The sequence below is a fragment of the Oceanobacillus sp. GQ8 genome, assembly GCF_059758495.1.
In genome coordinates this window covers 629,095-648,285 of sequence record NZ_JCAXEV010000003.1, presented here as the reverse complement: position 1 = coordinate 648,285, position 19,191 = coordinate 629,095, and the positions used below count along the sequence as shown (strand labels likewise).

The 19,191-nt window shown below is 39.1% G+C and carries 18 protein-coding genes and 1 riboswitch; of the genes, 1 reads left to right on the top strand and 17 read right to left on the bottom strand.

The window, feature by feature from the left end:
- Positions 1-303: 303 nt before the first annotated feature.
- A complete protein-coding gene (locus AC6CHS_RS12040) occupies positions 304-1,623 on the top strand; it encodes a TrkH family potassium uptake protein (protein ID WP_498236357.1) in 1,320 nt (439 codons plus the stop codon).
- Between the two features lie 226 nt (positions 1,624-1,849).
- Here AC6CHS_RS12040 and AC6CHS_RS12035 read toward each other — a convergent pair whose 3' ends face one another.
- The 17 genes from AC6CHS_RS12035 to AC6CHS_RS11955 all read right to left on the bottom strand — a co-directional run bounded on the left by AC6CHS_RS12035 (position 1,850) and on the right by AC6CHS_RS11955 (position 19,004).
- On the bottom strand, positions 1,850-2,863 hold the full coding sequence (locus tag AC6CHS_RS12035; protein ID WP_498236355.1) for a Gfo/Idh/MocA family protein: 1,014 nt from the start codon (positions 2,861-2,863) through the stop codon (positions 1,850-1,852).
- A 226-nt stretch (positions 2,864-3,089) separates the two neighbouring features.
- On the bottom strand, positions 3,090-4,487 hold the full coding sequence (gene sufB, locus AC6CHS_RS12030) for a Fe-S cluster assembly protein SufB (RefSeq protein ID WP_498236353.1): 1,398 nt from the start codon (positions 4,485-4,487) through the stop codon (positions 3,090-3,092).
- A gap of 46 nt (positions 4,488-4,533) precedes the next feature.
- A complete protein-coding gene (gene sufU / locus AC6CHS_RS12025; protein ID WP_036574842.1) occupies positions 4,534-4,968 on the bottom strand; it encodes a Fe-S cluster assembly sulfur transfer protein SufU in 435 nt (144 codons plus the stop codon).
- Positions 4,958-6,178: a cysteine desulfurase gene (locus AC6CHS_RS12020; RefSeq protein WP_498236351.1), complete on the bottom strand. Its 1,221-nt coding sequence runs from the start codon at positions 6,176-6,178 to the stop codon at positions 4,958-4,960. Before AC6CHS_RS12020 ends, sufU begins: the two co-directional genes overlap by 11 nt.
- Complete coding sequence (sufD, locus tag AC6CHS_RS12015; protein ID WP_498236349.1) at positions 6,178-7,485, bottom strand: Fe-S cluster assembly protein SufD; 1,308 nt, start codon at positions 7,483-7,485, stop codon at positions 6,178-6,180. The genes AC6CHS_RS12020 and sufD overlap by 1 nt, the downstream gene beginning before the upstream one ends.
- A gap of 17 nt (positions 7,486-7,502) precedes the next feature.
- Positions 7,503-8,288 carry a Fe-S cluster assembly ATPase SufC gene (gene sufC / locus AC6CHS_RS12010; RefSeq protein WP_036574850.1) on the bottom strand — a complete coding sequence of 262 codons (786 nt, stop codon included), beginning with the start codon at positions 8,286-8,288 and terminating at the stop codon, positions 7,503-7,505.
- A 255-nt stretch (positions 8,289-8,543) separates the two neighbouring features.
- A complete protein-coding gene (locus AC6CHS_RS12005) occupies positions 8,544-8,705 on the bottom strand; it encodes a YuzK family famiily protein (protein ID WP_182858757.1) in 162 nt (53 codons plus the stop codon).
- Between the two features lie 209 nt (positions 8,706-8,914).
- Positions 8,915-9,745, bottom strand: a complete 831-nt coding sequence (locus AC6CHS_RS12000) for a MetQ/NlpA family ABC transporter substrate-binding protein (protein ID WP_498236346.1) — start codon at positions 9,743-9,745, stop codon at positions 8,915-8,917.
- 24 nt (positions 9,746-9,769) lie between these two features.
- The gene (locus AC6CHS_RS11995; RefSeq protein WP_498236344.1) at positions 9,770-10,438 is read right to left on the bottom strand and encodes a methionine ABC transporter permease; all 669 of its coding nucleotides are present in this window, start codon (positions 10,436-10,438) and stop codon (positions 9,770-9,772) included.
- Positions 10,428-11,453 (bottom strand): methionine ABC transporter ATP-binding protein, encoded by a 1,026-nt coding sequence (locus AC6CHS_RS11990; RefSeq protein ID WP_498236342.1) that lies wholly within the window; start codon positions 11,451-11,453, stop codon positions 10,428-10,430. Before AC6CHS_RS11990 ends, AC6CHS_RS11995 begins: the two co-directional genes overlap by 11 nt.
- 99 nt (positions 11,454-11,552) lie before the next feature.
- Positions 11,553-11,665, bottom strand: a riboswitch (SAM riboswitch).
- A gap of 78 nt (positions 11,666-11,743) precedes the next feature.
- Positions 11,744-12,058 carry a thioredoxin family protein gene (locus AC6CHS_RS11985; RefSeq protein WP_498236340.1) on the bottom strand — a complete coding sequence of 105 codons (315 nt, stop codon included), beginning with the start codon at positions 12,056-12,058 and terminating at the stop codon, positions 11,744-11,746.
- Between the two features lie 22 nt (positions 12,059-12,080).
- Positions 12,081-12,434 (bottom strand): toprim domain-containing protein, encoded by a 354-nt coding sequence (locus AC6CHS_RS11980; protein WP_058950550.1) that lies wholly within the window; start codon positions 12,432-12,434, stop codon positions 12,081-12,083.
- A 133-nt stretch (positions 12,435-12,567) separates the two neighbouring features.
- On the bottom strand, positions 12,568-12,954 hold the full coding sequence (gcvH, locus tag AC6CHS_RS11975) for a glycine cleavage system protein GcvH (protein ID WP_498236338.1): 387 nt from the start codon (positions 12,952-12,954) through the stop codon (positions 12,568-12,570).
- Between the two features lie 69 nt (positions 12,955-13,023).
- Positions 13,024-13,386: an arsenate reductase family protein gene (locus AC6CHS_RS11970; RefSeq protein WP_498236336.1), complete on the bottom strand. Its 363-nt coding sequence runs from the start codon at positions 13,384-13,386 to the stop codon at positions 13,024-13,026.
- 196 nt (positions 13,387-13,582) lie between these two features.
- The gene (locus AC6CHS_RS11965; RefSeq protein WP_498236334.1) at positions 13,583-15,367 is read right to left on the bottom strand and encodes an acyl-CoA dehydrogenase FadE; all 1,785 of its coding nucleotides are present in this window, start codon (positions 15,365-15,367) and stop codon (positions 13,583-13,585) included.
- Positions 15,368-15,409: 42 nt separating this feature from the next.
- Positions 15,410-16,585, bottom strand: coding sequence for an acetyl-CoA C-acetyltransferase (locus tag AC6CHS_RS11960; RefSeq protein ID WP_498236332.1), 1,176 nt, complete (start codon positions 16,583-16,585; stop codon positions 15,410-15,412).
- A 19-nt stretch (positions 16,586-16,604) separates the two neighbouring features.
- A complete protein-coding gene (locus tag AC6CHS_RS11955) occupies positions 16,605-19,004 on the bottom strand; it encodes a 3-hydroxyacyl-CoA dehydrogenase/enoyl-CoA hydratase family protein (RefSeq protein WP_498236330.1) in 2,400 nt (799 codons plus the stop codon).
- Positions 19,005-19,191: the final 187 nt, after the last annotated feature.

The following is a 19,191-nucleotide window of genomic DNA, read 5'->3' as shown; positions in this document are numbered from 1 at the left end:
TTTTATACCGTTTAAAAGAGTTGGTTAAAATGTTATTGACTTTGTAACAAAATAGGAGTAATTTAAGCTTAATTTCATACACTTCTTTTTTCGATAATGATTTTATCTGAGGAGTTACTGCTATTCAGTTGGAATAGAAAAGAGATGCTTTAATTCCAACCGCTCATCTTTCTTAGATACGTTTATTTCTTGAGGGGATGAAATATTAGAACAGGGTATAACTGTTACATTTTCTCTATTAGTCTCGTTATTTAGCAATATTCATGGAGTGTTAATAATAGTTTGGAGAGGTAGGAGTTTAAAGTGAGATTACGTATAAAATGTACACCCCCTCAACTTTTACTTATTGTATTTGTTATTTCCACAATCTTAGGTAGTATATTGCTTAAGTTACCATTTGCCACAGTAGGATCAATTAGCTGGATCAATGCATTTTTCACTTCTACTTCAGCTATGACTGTTACTGGCTTAGCTGTTGTAGATACGGGGCAATCGTTTACCTTGTTTGGCCAACTGGTTATTTTAATTTTAATCCAAATCGGCGGACTTGGAATCATGTCGTTTGCTGTGTTAATCGCTATGATTCTAGGAAAGAAAATAGGTATAAAGAAAAGACTAGTGGTACAGCAATCACTGAACCAGAACTCATTTGGAGGAATCATCAGACTCATAAAATATTTATTTATTTTTTCAATTACAATTGAACTAATGGGTGCTATTTTATTATCTTTTGCCTGGGTGCCAGACTTTGGCTTGGTAAAGGGAACGTATTACAGCTTATTTCATTCTATATCAGCTTTTAATAATGCAGGGTTTGCATTATGGCAGGATAGCTTAATGAGCTATGTTGGAAACCCAATCGTAAATATTGCCATTACCTCTTTATTTATTCTTGGTGGGATAGGCTTTACCGTCTTAGTCGATATTTGGAAAACGAAGCGCTTTAAAAAACTAGCCCTACATACAAAACTAATGATCGTTGGGACACTTCTCGTAAATGTAGCTGCCATGTTTATTGTATTTTTACTTGAGTATACAAACCCAGATACATTGGGTAGTCTTACAACTTTAAGTGATAAATTATGGGCATCTTACTTTCAAGGGGTCACACCACGTACTGCTGGCTTTAATTCATTAGATACTGCTAGCTTAAGAGAGCCAACGATATTCTTTATTATTCTTTTAATGTTTATTGGAGCAGGAAGTGCTTCCACAGCGGGGGGAATAAAACTAACTTCCTTTATTGTCATCTTATTTTCTGTTATCTCTTTTCTAAAAGGAAAAGAAGAATTAGTAATTAGTAAAAGAGCTATTAAACAATCCATTATATTGCGTGCACTTGCCATTACCTTCTTGGGCATGTTGTTTTTAGTCGTAGGTGTCTTTGTTTTATCTATAACAGAAAATAGTCCGTTTTTAGCTATTTTATTCGAGGTGACTTCTGCATTTGGCACAGTTGGACTTTCCATGGGGCTGACTGGATCATTAACAATTCCAGGGAAAATTGTTATTATCCTTATTATGTTCCTTGGAAAAATTGGCCCATTGACGTTAGCTTTCTCAATTGCAAAGCCAGCTAGAACGAAAATAAAGTACCCTGGTGAAGAGATTATTACGGGGTAAACTATATAGTTTGTTTATAGGTCTACTTTTAAATAGTAATCCTTGAACTGAAACATAGGCAGTGCACATGTTTAAACCTAAAAAACCTCCTATATAATAGGAGGTTCGATTAATAAAGATTATCTATATTTCTTGAATCGTATTTTAACCCCGTTTCGATAAGTCTTCTTTTCTCTGTTGGATACGGGCACTGTCCTTTAAAAGCTTTCGAAATCCCTAGGCCCATTTAATAGCCCCTAAAATCCTTCTCTATATCAATTCGTTCCCCTATCTCATTTGATTTGGATGCTGCTTCATTTACTAATGTTAAATTGAGTACATCTTCCTTCGTAATGGTTGGTGTTTCACCTGAATCTATAGCACGAATCCATTGAACCATCGGCATTGGCAACACGGTTAATGCTTCTGTCATCTCTGTTTGTTTGCTATCATTCACATGAATACTATTTACAGTTATTTGATCACCGCTAATACGTAATGTCCCTTCTGTACCGTATACTTCCAATTGGAAAGGACTACCTTGTGAAACAAAACTTGTTTCAATTATTCCAAGTGCACCTGAGTCGTAATCTATTAAAAGTGCAGCATTATCATCTACGTTGGAATCCACCTTGTTTTGCAGACGTGCATATACACCCTTCGCCTTTCCAGCTAAACGGTTCGTTAAATAAATGGGATGGGCACCAAGATCGATCATTGCCCCACCACCAGCCTGTTCCTTGTTAAAGAACTGTTTAGGTAACCAACCATACTCTTGGCCTTCAGGTGCTACACCGCCGTTATGAGCGAAACGACAACGAACCATAGTGACTTTTCCGACCCAGCCTTCCTTAATTGATTTTTCAGCAAATAAATAGTTGTTATCCGTAACTCTTGGCAGGGAAACCATCAATTCAACACCAGCTTCATGCACTGCCTGATAAATTTCTTCGCAATCTTTCACAGTAAATGCCAAGACCTTTTCAGTGAAAATATGTTTTTTATGTTTTGCAGCCGCAATAATAATCTCTTTATGCATATTTGTCGGTGAACTCACAATAACTGCATCAATATTTGGATTAGACAGTACATTGTTTAAATCCTGTTCAAATGGAACACCAAGTTCTTTTGCCCATTTTTCACCCCGGTCACTTTCTTCATCCCAAACTAACTTAATTGCTACATCATCATTTTCCTGAATATCGCTAGCATAATCATCGGCATGTACATGCCATCTGCTTAATAATGCTACTCTAATCATTTATAACAACTCCCTTGTATAGTTAGTTAAAGTATAGCAACTTTTCCTGTTTTGGCAGATTCATAGATTGATTCTAAGATTTATGTAATCACAAAGGCCTCTTCTAGTTTTACAATTCATGATGTATCAACGTTTTAATTGGGGGAAACTTGCCACAATTGGTTGGTGGACAAGTTTATAAAAATACCCTTGTCACAAACAGAGTGGTGACAAGGGTCTCATGATATTATCCGATTGAACCTTCCATCTCGAACTTGATTAGACGGTTCATTTCTACTGCGTATTCCATTGGTAGTTCTTTTGTAAATGGCTCGATGAAGCCCATCACGATCATCTCAGTAGCTTCTTCCTCGCTCAAGCCTCTGCTCATTAGATAGAACAGTTGCTCTTCGGAAACTTTAGAAACCTTCGCTTCATGCTCAAGTGAGATGTTATCATTATTAATTTCATTGTATGGAATTGTATCCGAAGTGGATTCGTTATCCATAATTAAGGTATCACACTCAATGTTGGAGCGGGCACCAGATGCCTTACGTCCAAAGTGTACAATACCGCGATAAGATACTTTCCCACCATGTTTGGAAATAGATTTCGATACAATCGATGATGACGTGTTTGGTGCCAGGTGATGCATTTTTGCACCAGCATCCTGGTGCTGGCCTTTACCAGCTATAGCGATGGACAACGTCATACCTCTTGCCCCTTCACCTGTTAAGAGAACTGCTGGGTATTTCATTGTCAGCTTAGAACCAATGTTTCCATCAATCCATTCCATTGTAGCATTCGCACCACAAGTAGCACGCTTCGTTACAAGGTTATAGACATTGTTTGCCCAGTTCTGAATCGTTGTATATCGGCAGTACCCATCTTTTTTGACGAAGATTTCAACTACTGCACTGTGCAAGGAGTTTGTTGTATAAACAGGCGCTGTACAACCTTCAACATAGTGCACAGAAGCCCCTTCGTCAACGATGATCAGCGTACGTTCAAATTGCCCCATATTCTCTGAATTAATTCGGAAATATGCTTGCAATGGCGTGCTTGTCTGTACACCTTTTGGAACATAAATGAAAGATCCTCCAGACCATACAGCCGAATTCAACGCAGAGAATTTATTATCTGTTGCCGGGATTACCTTTCCAAAGTATTCTTTGAAAAGATCTTCATTTTCTTTAAGTGCAGTATCTGTATCTTTAAACACGATACCCATCTCTTCAAGATCTTCTTTAAGACTGTGGTACACTACCTCTGATTCGTACTGTGCAGAAACTCCTGCAAGGTACTTTTGTTCTGCTTCAGGAATACCTAATTTATCAAAAGTTTGCTTGATTTCTTCTGGTACCTCATCCCATGTTCTACCTTGTCTTTCTGAAGGCTTTACATAGTAAACAATTTCATCAAAGTTAAGTTCTGACAAATCCCCGCCCCATTGTGGCATTGGCATTTTGTAAAAATGCTCTAACGCTTTTAAGCGGTAGTCAAGCATCCACTGAGGCTCTTCTTTCATGTTGGAGATTTCTTCCACGATTTCACGGGTCAGTCCTTTTCCAGAACGAAAAACCGAAACGTCTTTGTCATGAAAGCCATATTTATACTCTTCCATTTCCGGCATTTCTTTAGCCATTTTATAACCTCCTATTAGATATCTTTCCCATCAAATTTTTCTATTTTCACTCGTCATTTACACCTTTTTCCATTGCTTTCCATGGTAAAGTAGCACATTTAATTCTTGCTGGGAACTTTGCAACTCCCTGCAGTGCTTCCATGTCTCCGAAGTCTAAGTCTTCGGCATCCAAGTCTTCTCCAAGCATCATGTTGGAGAAAAGTTTGGAAAGCTTTAGTGCATCCGATATTTCTTTTCCCTTTATTGCTTGTGTCATCATGGAGGCAGAAGCCATACTGATAGAACAACCTTCCCCATCGAATTTGGCATCTTTTACAACACCATTTTCTACCTGCATTTGTAACTGAATACGATCGCCACAGGTAGGGTTATTCATATCAACCGTTAGTACATCCCCTTCAATATTTCCTTTATTACGAGGGTTTTTATAATGATCCATGATGACCTGTCTGTATAGTGTATCAAGGTTATTAGAAGACATCACCAAAATACTCCTTCGTTTTTAAAAGTCCATCGACCAAACGATCAACGTCCTCTTCTGTGTTGTATAAATAAAAGCTGGCTCTGGCAGTTGCCGTTACTTCAAGCCATCTCATTAATGGCTGTGCACAATGATGGCCTGCTCTTACAGCAATTCCTTCCGCATCAAGAACAGTCGCTGTGTCATGTGGATGTACATCATCCAAGTTGAAGGTAATTAATCCTGCTCGCTTTTCTGGACCGAATATTGTAATTCCATCCATCGTGGAAAGCTTCTCCATTGCATAACTCACGATTTTTTGTTCATGTTCGGTAATATTGTCCATGCCAACTTCATTGAGAAAATCAATTGCTGCTCCAAGCCCGATTGCACCAGCAATAATTGGCGTACCACCTTCAAATTTCCAAGGAAGTTCTTTCCAAGTGGAGTCATAAAGGTTAACAAAGTCAATCATTTCTCCACCAAACTCAAATGGCTCCATGTTTTCTAGCAGGTTTTTTCTTCCGTATAATACACCGATACCAGTTGGAGCGCACATCTTGTGGCCGGAAAAAGCATAGAAATCGCAGTTTAAGTCCTGTACGTCAATCTTCATATGTGGCGCACCTTGAGCACCATCTACAACAATTACAGCATTATGCTTATGGGCAAGTTCAGCTATTTGCTTTATGGGATTAACGGTACCTAATACATTGGATACATGGCTAATTGCTACGATCTTGGTATTAGCCGTGATCGTGTTAGCTGCATCTTCCAAACTTATCGCTCCGTCCGACTGGAGTGGTATATATTTCAACGTTGCTCCAGTAGCTTTAGCTGCTTGCTGCCATGGAATAATATTACTATGATGTTCCATAGGGGTGATCACGATCTCATCACCCTCTGTTAAGTTTGCCCGTCCATAACTATAAGCTACGGTATTAATTGCAGTAGTCGTTCCACGTGTGAAAATGACCTGCTTCGTAGTTTCTGCGTTAATAAACTTACGTACTTTCTCTCTAGCGCCCTCGTACTTATCAGTAGCCCGTGTACCCAGTGTATGAACACCACGATGGACATTAGAATTATCTTGCCTATAATACGTATCTAATGCTTCTATCACACTTTTGGGTTTTTGAGAGGTTGCAGATGAATCCAAGTAAACTAATGGGTGGCCATTCACTTCCTGATCTAAAATCGGGAATTCTTGCCTAATGGCATGTAGATCCATTAGTATACCTTCCTTTCAATAACCTCAGTCAATTGATTTTTAACAGATTCAATTGGCAACTGGTTTACAACAGGGGCTAAGAATCCATGAATAACAAGACGCTCTGCTTCAGCCTGGGTAATACCACGGCTCATAAGGTAATACAATTGTAATGGATCAACACGACCAACAGATGCAGCATGACCTGCTGTTACATCATCTTCATCAATTAGCAATATTGGATTGGCATCTCCACGAGCTTTTTCACTTAACATTAATACGCGAGACTCTTGCTCAGCATTCGATTTAGAAGCACCGTGTTCAATTTTTCCAATTCCGTTAAAGATGGAAGTAGCACTATCCTTCATAACACCATGCTGTAGAATATAGCCTTCAGAGTTTTTACCGAAATGCACAATCTTCGCTGTGAAATTCTGTGTTTGTTTTCCTCGCCCAACAGAAACGGTTTTCGCATTGGATAGTGAATTATCTCCAACAAGGTGCGTAATGTTTTCAGACACTGTATTTCCTTCATTCATCTGGCCAAGGGCCCAATCAATCGTTGCGTCACGGTAGGCGACTCCACGACGATTGTTATATACCGTAGTACCTGCTGCAAAGTTGTCTACTGCTCCAAAAGAGATCTTCGCATTATTCTGAGCAATTACCTCTGTTACGACATTTGCTAGTGTTTCTTCTGTTTCATTATAAGAAATGTAGTTTTCTACATAAGTTAGTGAACTGTTTTCATCGGCAACGACCAGCACATGATTAAACAATGCTGCTTCTGGATCCTCTTGCCAGAAGATAACTTGTAGTGGTACTTTCACTTCTACGTTTTTAGGAACGTAAACGAAAATCCCACCATTCATTAATGCAGCATGTAGTGCTGTTAAACGATGCTCATCAACCGAAACAGCATCCTTCATGTAATACCTTCTTACAAGATCTTCATGTTCTTGAAGGGCTGTAAAAATATCTGTAAAGATGACACCCTGTTCCTTTAATTCTTCACTGAGTGTTGCATAAGCAACCGAGTGATTTCGCTGTATTAAAAGATTCTCCGGAATATTCTCTTCATCTAAAAAGCCTTCTAATGCCTCAGGCAATTCTTTTAATGATGAGATTTTTTCACCTTCTGCTAAGTGCTTAAAACGACTGAAATTCCACTTACCGATTTTGGTTTTATCAGGTTTTGGCAATTCAAGCGTCTCAATTTGCCCTAAAGCTTGAAGACGTAGAGAATTCATCCATTCTGGCTCATTGTTATCCTTGGAAAACTGATTAATATATTCTTTGTCATATGGAAGCTTTGTTTCAACAGACATAGTATCCCTCCTAACTATTACGCGTTTTGCCCAACTGTTTCGTCTTCGATACCAAGTTCTTCTTTAATCCACTCGTAACCTTCTGCTTCTAAGCGTTGCGCTAGTTCAGGTCCACCAGATTTAACAACACGGCCTTGCATCATAACGTGTACATGGTCTGGTGTAATATAGTTCAACAAGCGTTGGTAATGCGTAATAATCAGGCAACCAAAGTTTTCATCACGAAGCTTGTTAATTCCTTTGGATACGATTTTAAGAGCATCAATATCTAAACCAGAGTCAATTTCATCCAAAATAGCAATTTCTGGTTTTAATAGCATTAATTGAAGGATTTCATTACGCTTTTTCTCTCCCCCTGAGAATCCTTCATTTAAATAACGCTGTGCCATGTTTTTATCAATTTCAAGATAATCAAGGGCACTATCCATTTCTTTAATAAATTTCATTAAAGAAACTTCGTCTCCTTCTTCACGACGTGCGTTCATAGAAGAGCGTAGGAAATCTGAAGTTGTTACACCACTGATTTCACTTGGGTACTGCATTGCAAGGAAAAGGCCTGCACGTGCACGTTCATCTACTTCCATTTCTAATACATCTTCACCATCAAGCAAGATGCTTCCTTCTGTCACTTCATACTTAGGATGTCCCATAACAGCTGATGCCAATGTCGATTTACCTGTTCCGTTTGGTCCCATCACTGCGTGGAATTCTCCACCTTTTATAGTAAGGTCAACACCCTTTAATATCTCTTTGCCTTCAATTGATACATGAAGATTCTTGATTTCTAACGTAGATCCAGCCATAACGATACCTCCAACTACTATTTTTTTCTTATTTTCAAACGGATTCAATATCCATTCTCAATTTATTCTCATTACAATCTTAAAGCATTTCAAATTTATTATCAACTTTTTTAGGTTATCTAGTTCATAACATTTCCCACTCATTTTAATACACAAAAATGGCTGATTGCAAGTCTACTTGAAATAACGTCAAATCATTGGAGATTCTACATCTTCACAAAAATAGACCCTCATTTTCATGAGGGTCTAATCCATTTACATTTTATCCAAATTATTTATGAGCGCTTTGCTTTTTTCATATTCCTTTTGGCGGCTTTTCTCCACTTCTAGACGAGTTTCCAATTTTCTCTCATACTCGGCGTAAGGCACTTTATGTGCTTGTTGCATGCCCTTTTCCATTTCTGGAGTATAGTTCATGCTTATTCCACTATTAATAGTGAACCATCCTTTCGTTTTGTGTACATGAATAAATGTATCACAATACGGTACCCTGAACAATTCAGTTATAAACCTCTTTAGAGGGTTTTACTTCTATATTTGTTCATTTGAGAAATTATACTGTGCCCTTCCAAAAGTTCTTTTAGATAACTGCTGTTTACACGCGCATCCTCAAGATTTGCAATTTTTTATTCTTTTCCGCCAACTGGGACAACTGCACCTTCATATTCTTCCAATATAAAGTTCTGTATCTCTTCTGAATGAAGAACATCTACAAGCTTGTTTAGTGCTTCATCGTCCTTGTCTTCTTCCCTTACCGCGATAACATTTACATAAGGAGATTCTTCACCTTCCACAAAAAGCGAATCTTCAAGTGGATTTAGACCCGCTTGAATAGCAAAGTTTGTGTTGATGACAACAAGTACATTTTCTTCTGAATTATAGTATTCTGGAAGTAACTCTGCGTTATAATCCGGTGAGAATTCAAGCTTCTTAGGATTCTCCACAATATCATCTACTGTTGCCGTTTCTTTGTCCACCTTTTCATCAAGGGTAATTAACCCTTTTGATTCAAACAAGGAAAGAATTCGTCCATGGTCAGGTACGGAATTACTCATTATAACTTCAGTGCCTTCCGGGATATCATCTACACTCGGAATATCTTTGGAATAAACACCAATTGGCTCGATATGAATACCACCAATTTCTGTTAACTCATATCCAGTATCAGCAATGGTTTGCTCTAAGTATGGGATATGTTGAAAGTAATTTGCATCAATCTCGCCATTTGCTAAATCATCGTTCGGTAGAACATAATCTTCGTATGGCTCTACCTCTAATGTAATGCCTTCCTCTTCAAGCAGTGGCTTTGCTTCTTCCAAGATCTCAGCATGCGGAATACTAGAAGCTCCTACCTTAATTGTATTGGTATCACCTTCAGATGTAGACTCATCCCCACCGCCACAAGCGGCTAACGCAAAAACAGCCAATAATGATACTAGGATTAGAATTTTTTTCATTTTTAATTAACTCCTTCTTCTGTTTTATCGTTTATCTAGTTTAGTTGCTATAATATCTCCAATAAATTGGAAGATAAATACAATGATCACAATGAGTACGGTACAAAGGAACACGATATCAAAGTCTCGACGCATAAAGCCCGAATAGTATGCATAGCTCCCCAATCCACCAGCTCCAATTGCTCCAGCCATCGCGGTATAACCAATGAGCGCAATAGCTGTTACTGTAATACCGGATATTAACGCTGGCATGGATTCTGGCAATAACACTTTAAATATGATCGTTCTCGTTTTTGCTCCCATAGCCTTTGCTGCTTCGACAACACCTCTATCTACTTCGCGAAGGCCAATTTCTACTAGTCTTCCATAAAATGGTGCAGAACCAATAATTAGTGCGGGTAATGCAGCCTCAGGACCACGTATTGTCCCAATTAGGAAATTAGTGAACGGGAATAACAAGAAAATTAAAATGATAAAAGGAATGGCACGAAAAACGTTCACCACTGCTGATACAACAAAATGGAAGCTTTTATTTTTCCAAATCCCATCTTTAGAAGTCAGATAGAGAAGTAAACCAAGTAAAATTCCAAGAATAAAAGTACCTATTAACGCTATGATCGTCATATAGAAGGTTTCTTTTGTTGCTTCAATTAAATCTTCTACTTTAATGCTCTGGAATAAATCATTTAACATCCTTAATCACCTCCATTTCCACAGAGGATTTTTCTTTAATATACCGAACCGCTTCATCCATTTCATTCCCTGCAATTTGTACGATTAGAGTTCCATATGCCCCAGCTTGTGTCTGTGTAATTTTTCCTTGCAGAATATTGATCTCCACTTCATACTTCTTAGCAAGCTGGCTAATAAGCGCCTGATTGGTTGTTTCACCAATGAAATGAAGCCGGATAATTTTCCCTTCTGTGTATACCTCTGTAATGCCATGAATATTTTCATCTTCCTCACCGTTGCCCATTACCTGTTCCACAAACTTCTTGGTTACATGCTGACGAGGATGGAGAAAGACATCCATTACTTCGCCCTGTTCCACTACTTTTCCACTCTCCATGACGGCAACATGATTACATATTTTACGAATTACATGCATTTCATGGGTTATTAATATAATCGTTAAACCAAACTGCTTATTTATATCTACCAATAGGTCCAAAATAGAATTCGTTGTTTCCGGATCTAGTGCAGATGTTGCCTCATCACAAAGCAATACTTTCGGATTATTGGCTAGAGCCCTCGCTATCCCAACACGTTGCTTCTGTCCACCACTTAATTGGGAAGGGTATGCCTTCTCTTTTCCTGATAGCCCAACAAGATCGATGAGCTCTTGAACACGCTTTTGCCTGTCCAATTTAGCTACTCCAGAAATCTCCAACGGAAACGCAATATTATCCTCCACTGTTCTCGACCAAAGCAGGTTAAAATGCTGAAATATCATGCCAATATCCTGTCTTGCAATGCGTAGCTGGCGAGCAGTCATCGCGGTAATATCTTCATTGTTAATCTTAATGCTACCGCCCGTGGGCTCTTCAAGTCTATTGAGCAAACGGACAAATGTACTTTTCCCAGCACCACTGTAGCCAATCACACCAAATATATCGCCATCATTTATGTTTAAATCTAAATTTTGTACTGCAGTCACGCTGCTTTTGTTTGAAGTAAATACCTTACTCAAACCTTCTATTGATATCACGTTAATCCTCCTTAGTAAACCTCGGCAATAGTATGCCCAAATAGCACAAAAAACGCCATTCTGAAAGAACAGAATGACGTAGTTAGTCGTCTTCACGTTCTCTCATCTGTCAAAGTTTTCACTTTGCAGGAATTGGCACCTTTCAACTATTAAAATAGTTGAAGGTTGCCGCGGTTTCACAGGGCCAGTCCCTCCACCGCTCAAGATAAGAGTCTATTTTTTTATCCACTTAAATTCGATAAGAATTATACTATCATGCTACTTTTACTGTGTCAATAAATAATTTAAGATTAATTTTTTACAAAAAGTTCTGGTTTATACTCCATCAAGTAACTATAAATATTAGGGATGGATTGAAAGGCATAAACCTTTTCCTTTATCTGATGATCTTTCATAATGAAAAGACAAGGTACGCTTTCCACCTGGTTCTCGATCATAAACTCTGGATAAAGGGATGCATTCATCTCATAGAAAATGGTTTCCTTGTGCACTTGTTCAATTTTTTCCAGCATGGTTCTTGCAAGTGCACAGGTACCACAAAAAGGAGTATAGATATAAAGCAAATAATCGCCATCATTAAGTTTTTTCGTTGTTATTTCTTGCAAAAAATCACCTAACCAATCTGCCTCATAATAAAAATAGAGGGTTAACCGCTATCCGTTTACTTACCAGCGCTGTAGCAAGCGCTTGTTCAGGTGTTGTCGCGACCTCACGATATTCACTGCTGACATATATATGTTCAGCATGTGGGAGTTCTCTCGCCAACTGCTTACGTAACTTTATGCCTGAATAGTCTTCATCCACCAAAATATACACGTCTTTATAGTCAAGCTCATAAGTCTCAAGTAATTCATCTAGACGTTCCACTCCAAGTGTTCCATTCGTACAAACAATCGTTACTTCATCTGTAATAACCTTTTTAACTTGTCGTTTATCTGTTAAACCCTCTACAATGATTACTTTCTCATTTTCATGTGACATGGTTACATAGCTCTCCTCGAAAATCAAGCAAAATGTTTTTTTACAAAATTAATTCCTAATAAGAGTATATGAAGAAAAGAAGGCTAACTATACAACTTTTATAAAGATGCACGTTAGCCTCCCTTTTTATTCTTTATTCTTCTTCGTTAAGCACTGCCTCATATGACTCAGCGTTCAGAAGTTCATCTAATTGCGCTTCTTCAGATGGCTCAATTACTACCATCCAAGCTTTCTCATATGGGGATTCATTAACGAACTCAGGGCTGTCTTCTAAATCTGCATTCACTTCTACTACTTTTCCACTAACTGGAGCATATAATTCAGACACTGTTTTTACAGATTCTACACTACCGAATGGTTCGTTAAGTTCTAATTTGTCTCCAACTTCTGGCAGCTCAACAAATACGATGTCTCCCAGTTCATCCTGAGCAAAATCGGTAATCCCAATACGGAGTTTGCCGTCTTCCTTTTTAACCCACTCATGTTCCTTAGAATATAATAAGTCCTTTGGTATGCTCATTGTCATCCCTCCATTATGTAATCCATCTTAACTATAACCCAATTTGCACGTATTTTTCTAGTCAGAAATTTATTCTGACCCCCAAGCCTCGTTATAAACTTCTTCCTTGAAACCGACTGTCACCTTCTGACCGTCTGTAGCAATCGGGCGTTTTATAAGCATCCCATCTGTTGCTAGAATAGCTGCCATTTCCTCGTCGGAGGCATTCGCTATTTTCTCTTTAATATTTCCTTCTCGGTATTTTTTACCACTCGTATTAAAAAATTTCTTTGCTGGCAGTCCACTCTTCTTAATTAATTCAAGAATTGTTTCCTCGGTCGGTGTATTTTCCACAATATGAACGGCATGGAAATCAACCTGATTTTCTTCCAACCATTTTTTGGCTTTCTTGCAAGTACCGCAATTTGGGTACCAATAAAACGTAAGTGCCATTGACTTAACCACCCTACTCATTTATTTGCTTCTATTATAGCAAATATGTAATAGACATGACGAGTTGAATGGTTGATATAAGCAAATGACACATCAATCCATAAAAAGACGTGTGTCTTTAAAAGCAAAAAGCCAAACGATCATTCGAATAATTTCGTGAAAATTCGAATGCGTTTGGCTTTAAGCGCATTTATGATTAAACGATATACTTCTCTTCCTCAATTATTTGCTCTGCAATTTCTCTTTTCTTCGCTACAACGTTTGTTGGTGTGTGACGTGTAAGTTTTCTCAATGAAGAAAGCATCATTCTTAACGTATCGCCTTCTTCAACAGCGATTAATGTTTCTTTCGCATCGGCTTCAATACGATTAAATGCCTCCTGAACATAAACCTGTGTATATTGCAGTTTTAATTTATTCTTTTCCAATCCAGATTTATTTATCGCCTTTTCAGTTCTCAAAATGGCCGCTTCCATGTTGTACACTTCTGCTGTCATATCTGCAAGGTTAACAAGAATTTCTTGTTCCTTTTCAAGCTTTTTCATATATTTCTGTGCGGCGAGTCCTGCACCAAGTAATACCATCTTTTTCGCATTTCTTAGTAAATATTTTTCTTGGGCTAGTGTTTCATCGCCTACTTCTTCCGGCATCATCATCATGAGTTCTTCCTGAAGATTTTGTGCCTTTTGCAATAATGGTAGCTCACCTTTCATTGCTTTTTTCAACAACGTCCCTGGAACAAGAAGACGATTAATTTCATTTGTTCCTTCAAAAATTCGGTTAATTCGGGAATCGCGGTAGATACGTTCCACTTCATATTCCTGCATAAACCCATACCCGCCATGTAGTTGAACTGCTTCATCGGCAGTGAAATCTAATAATTCGGTACACATGTATTTATTCATGGAACATTCAATTTGGTATTCCGCAATCGCCCGCGCTACCTCCCTACCATCTTTTAACTGTTCCTCTGTTAAGGAGCCCATTCGTTGTTCAAACAGTCCAACCGTACGATAAACTGCACTCTCATTGGCATAAATTTCAGCGGCCATTGTTCCAAGCTTTTCCTTTGTTAAAGAGAAGCTTGAGATCGGTGTCTGGAATTGTTTTCTCTCATTAGTATATTTAACAGCAAGCTCAAGCGCCCGTTTCGAACCCCCAACTCCACCTATAGCCAGCTTATACCTACCAACATTTAAAATATTGAAGGCAATGACATGACCACGACCCTTTTCACCAAGTAGGTTTTCTACTGGAACTTCAGCATCCTCAAGAACCAGTGTACGAGTAGAGGAACTTTTGATTCCCATCTTTTTCTCTTCTGGACCTGTAGAAACTCCTGGATACTCTCTTTCTACAATAAAAGCAGAAAAATGCTCGCCATCAATTTTTGCATATACAACAAACACGTCTGCAAAAGCAGAGTTCGTGATCCATTGTTTCTCTCCATTCAATATATAATGCGTCCCTGCTTCGTTTAATTTTGCAGTAGTCTTCGCACCTAATGCGTCAGATCCTGAACTTGGTTCTGTTAGGGCATATGCTGCTAGTAACTCACCAGTAGCAAGTTTTGGAAGATACTTTTCTTTTTGTTCTTCATTTCCAAAGAAGACAATTGGCAATGAGCCAATTCCTACATGTGCTCCGTGTGTAACAGAGAACCCGCCTGCTCTAGAAAATTTCTCTGTAATCAACGAAGAGCTGATTTTATCAAGAGCAAGGCCTCCATAGGCTTCAGGTACATCTGCACCTAATAACCCAAGTTCTCCTGCTTTCTTTAAAAGTTCAACAGAATAATCAAACTCGTGATTTTCCAAGTTTTCCACCTTAGGAAGTACTTCCCCTATTACAAAATCCTCGGTCGTCTTCGCTATCATTTTATGTTCATCAGTAAAATCTTCGGGGGTGATCACATCATCTGCTGTCAAATCTTCTACTAAAAATGCTCCGCCCTTAAACAACTTAGCCTTTGTTTCACTCATCATCCATTTCCCCTTTATTATGATTTTCAGTTTCTAACCAGACTATATAAGTTCAAATACACCAGCTGCTCCCATTCCACCGCCAATACACATTGTGACAACGCCAAATTGGATTTGCTCACGTTTCATTTCGTGAATAAGACTTAAAGTAAGCTTTGTGCCCGTCATACCGAGCGGATGACCAAGCGCAATAGCCCCACCATTTACATTTACCTTATTTACATCAAGATCTAGGGCGTGTATTACCCTAACTGCTTGTGCAGCAAAGGCTTCATTTAATTCATATAAGTCAATATCTGAAAGCTCTAAACCTGCCTGTTTTACAGCCTTTGGTATCGCCTCAACTGGACCTACCCCCATAATTTCTGGTTCCACTCCAGCGACTGCGAAAGAGCGAAACTTAACGAGTGGTGATAATCCCTCAGCTTGTGCCTTTTCCCTATCCATTAAAAGGACAGATGCTGCACCATCACTCATCTGAGAAGAGTTTCCAGCTGTTACCGAACCTTTAACATGAAATGCTGGTCGAAGCTTTGCTAATATTTCTGTAGTCGTCCCAGCTCTAACTCCTTCATCCATTTCAAATTTAGTGTGCTTCTCTTCTATTTTATTCTTTGTGTTCATCTGTCTCTTTGTTAATTCAACGGGCACGATTTCTTCGGCAAATTTCCCATTTTTAATTGCGTTTGCAGCCCTCTCATGACTCCTTACAGCGAATGCATCTTGTTCTTCACGCGAGATGTTGAATCGGTTTGCCACCTCTTCAGCTGTATGCCCCATCCCCATATAATAACCAGGAGCATGTTGCACCAATTTTGAATTGGGCTTAATCACGTGCCCACCCATCGGGATCAAACTCATTGACTCAGCGCCACCAGCGATAATGGTATCACTGGCACCTACCATAATGCGTTCTGCTGCATAAGCAATACTCTGTAGACCTGATGAACAATACCGGTTCACCGTGATTCCCGGAACATCATGCTTTAGGCCTGCCAGGCCAGCAATGTTACGTGCCATATTCATTCCTTGCTCTGCTTCTGGCATGGCGCAACCAATTATGACATCGTCAATCGTGCCATCATAGTTACCAGCCCGTCTTAATGTTTCCTTAATCGTTAAAGCGGCAAGATCATCTGGACGGCTTTCAGCTAGAGAACCTTTATGAGCTCTACCGACTGGTGTTCTTGCCCCTGCTACAATAACTGCTTCCTTCACAACTTTTCCCCCTCTGCATTTAATTGCGTAATGGTTTTCCTTTTACTAACATGTGTTGCATTCTTTGTTGGGTCAATGGCTCTCCAATTAAACTAAGAAACGCTTCTCTTTCCAAATCAAGCATCGCTTGTTCATTAACGAGTGTTCCTTCTTTCATACGCCCACCTGATAAAACGTATGCCAGTTTCTCCGCTATCTTTACATCATGCTCTGAAGCATAGCCACTCCTGTGTAAGTTTTGAGCGCCCAATAGCATTGCTGCATAGCCTGAATCTCCTACCGCTGGGATTTGCTCAGGAAGTGGAGGTTGGTAGCCAGCTTTTGCTAGGGCAAGCACTTTCTCTTTAGCGTCATATAATAGGTGGTCTGGATTTGCACTAATTGAATCTGTCGCATGTAAAAATCCATTCTCTCTTGCTTCCGCAGCAGATTTAGAAACTGTAGCCATTGCTACTTTTTCAAATACATCATTGGCCACTTTGGTAAGATCAAACTGAATACCCTTTGGCAAATTACGTAGTTGCTTTAAGTACAATTCTTTTGTTCCTCCACCACCAGGGATCAAACCGACGCCAAACTCAACTAATCCGATATATGTTTCAGGTGAAGCCTGTATGGCTGCTGCTGGTAATGATACTTCTGCCCCTCCACCAAGAACCATATTAAACGGTGCCGCTACTACTGGTTTCGCAGCATATTTAATTCGCAGTGCCATGTTTTGAAATTGCCGAACAACGATGTCCAACTCCATGAAGTTTTGGTCCTGTGCTTCCATTAGCATCATGGCGAGGTTTGCGCCAACACAGAAGTTCTTTCCTTGGTTCCCAATGACAAGGCCTTCGTAATTTTTTTCCGTCTCTTCAATTGCATGATTCATCATCTGGATAATATCAAGTCCAATGGAATTACCCTGCGAATGGAATTCTAGTCCTGCTACGCCGTCCCCTAAATCTATGAAACTAGCACCTGCATTCTTTTTTATAACACCATTACTTTCTTTTAGCCGTTTTAAATGGATTTCTTTTTTATTAAATTCCTGCTGGATAAATTCACCCTTTTGATAGAAAAAGGAGGATCCATTCTCTTGTTTATAAAAGGAAGAGACACCTCTCTCCAGCATGTTTTCTACCCATTCTGGTATGTCTTCCCCTTCTTCCTTCATTCTTGTTACAGAAGCTTCCACACCAATTGCATCCCATGTTTCAAATGGTCCTAATTCCCAACCAAATCCCCACTTCATTGCCTGGTCGATTGATAATACGTCGTCCGCTATCTCACCACAAAGTCTGGCGGAATATAAGAGAACAGGTTTGAGCACGGACCAAACAAGATCTCCAGCCCTATCTCCTCGCGCGTTTACAAGCGCTTTCAATTTTCCGCGTGTTCCTTTTTCCTGCTTTGCCATTTCCATAGCAGCAGATTTTAACTTTTTCCGTTTTTCATATTCCAACGTTTCGGTGTTTAGTTCATAGATCGCACTGCCATCTTTCCCTTTCTTTTTCAGGAAAAATCCTTGTCCTGATTTCGCTCCAAGCCAACCCCTATTTAACATTTCTTTCATAAAGTCTGGCACTGTAAATACTTCTTTTTCTTCTCCATCTACTTGATCATAGACATTTTTGGCCACGTGGATAAATGTATCCAATCCAACAACATCGAGAGTACGAAACGTTGCGCTCTTTGGTCGGCCAACCATCGGTCCTGTAACGGAATCAACTTCTCCAATGCTATAGCCACCCTCCAGCATTTTCCTTACTGTTATCAGTAAGCCATAGGTTCCGATTCTATTCGCGATAAAGTTCGGGGTGTCTTTTGCTTCTACAACCCCTTTACCTAAAACATCTTCACTAAACTTTTTCATGAAGGTAACAACTTCTGGGTCCGTTTTTACTGTTGGAATAATTTCTAATAACTTTAAGTATCTAGGTGGGTTAAAAAAGTGGGTTCCGAGAAAATGCTTTTTAAAATCCTCTGAACAATCTTCGGCCATCTTTTCAACAGATATCCCCGAGGTGTTGGAGCTTACAATTGCACCCTGCTTACGAATCTTATCAATTCGGGAAAATACCTTTTTCTTAATAGGAAGGCTTTCCACCACAACCTCAACGATCCAGTCCACATCTGCCAATTTGTCCATATCATCTTCCATGTTTCCAACTTCGATTAAGTCAAGGCTCTTTTTAGTAGTTAGTGCTGCAGGCTTCTGCTTTAGCAACGACTTTCTGCTTTGAGTAGCAATTCTGTTCCGTACAACCTTATCTTCTAATGAAAGACCTTTAGCCAATTCCTCTTTTGTTAATTCCTTCGGCACGATATCAAGCATTATTGTGGGTATCCCACAATTCGCCAAATGAGCAGCAATGCCGGATCCCATTACTCCAGAACCTAAAACAGCTGCACGCTTGATAGATTGTTTCATATTATCTCCCCCATTACCGAATTGAATGAATACTCATTCATTTTTTGAGTAAAAATAAAAGATAGCTCCCTATCCATCTACTCTTTACTATAAATGAAATTCTGATAATTCGCAAGAGAAAAAAATCCCCGGCTGTATTTTTAGTTCGTGTTCAAAAAGGAGGATAAAAAGGACCGAGAAGTTCGAG

Coding starts and splice junctions, on each gene's coding strand:
- AC6CHS_RS12035 (WP_498236355.1), bottom strand. CDS start 2,863: ATGATTAGAGTAGCATTATTAAGCAGATGGCATGTACATGCCGATGAT.
- sufB (WP_498236353.1), bottom strand. CDS start 4,487: ATGGCTAAAGAAATGCCGGAAATGGAAGAGTATAAATATGGCTTTCAT.
- sufU (WP_036574842.1), bottom strand. CDS start 4,968: ATGTCTTCTAATAACCTTGATACACTATACAGACAGGTCATCATGGAT.
- AC6CHS_RS12020 (WP_498236351.1), bottom strand. CDS start 6,178: ATGGATCTACATGCCATTAGGCAAGAATTCCCGATTTTAGATCAGGAA.
- sufD (WP_498236349.1), bottom strand. CDS start 7,485: ATGTCTGTTGAAACAAAGCTTCCATATGACAAAGAATATATTAATCAG.
- sufC (WP_036574850.1), bottom strand. CDS start 8,288: ATGGCTGGATCTACGTTAGAAATCAAGAATCTTCATGTATCAATTGAA.
- AC6CHS_RS12005 (WP_182858757.1), bottom strand. CDS start 8,705: ATGAACTATACTCCAGAAATGGAAAAGGGCATGCAACAAGCACATAAA.
- AC6CHS_RS12000 (WP_498236346.1), bottom strand. CDS start 9,745: ATGAAAAAAATTCTAATCCTAGTATCATTATTGGCTGTTTTTGCGTTA.
- AC6CHS_RS11995 (WP_498236344.1), bottom strand. CDS start 10,438: ATGTTAAATGATTTATTCCAGAGCATTAAAGTAGAAGATTTAATTGAA.
- AC6CHS_RS11980 (WP_058950550.1), bottom strand. CDS start 12,434: ATGTCACATGAAAATGAGAAAGTAATCATTGTAGAGGGTTTAACAGAT.
- gcvH (WP_498236338.1), bottom strand. CDS start 12,954: ATGAGCATACCAAAGGACTTATTATATTCTAAGGAACATGAGTGGGTT.
- AC6CHS_RS11970 (WP_498236336.1), bottom strand. CDS start 13,386: ATGGCACTTACGTTTTATTGGTACCCAAATTGCGGTACTTGCAAGAAA.
- AC6CHS_RS11965 (WP_498236334.1), bottom strand. CDS start 15,367: ATGAGTGAAACAAAGGCTAAGTTGTTTAAGGGCGGAGCATTTTTAGTA.
- AC6CHS_RS11955 (WP_498236330.1), bottom strand. CDS start 19,004: ATGAAACAATCTATCAAGCGTGCAGCTGTTTTAGGTTCTGGAGTAATG.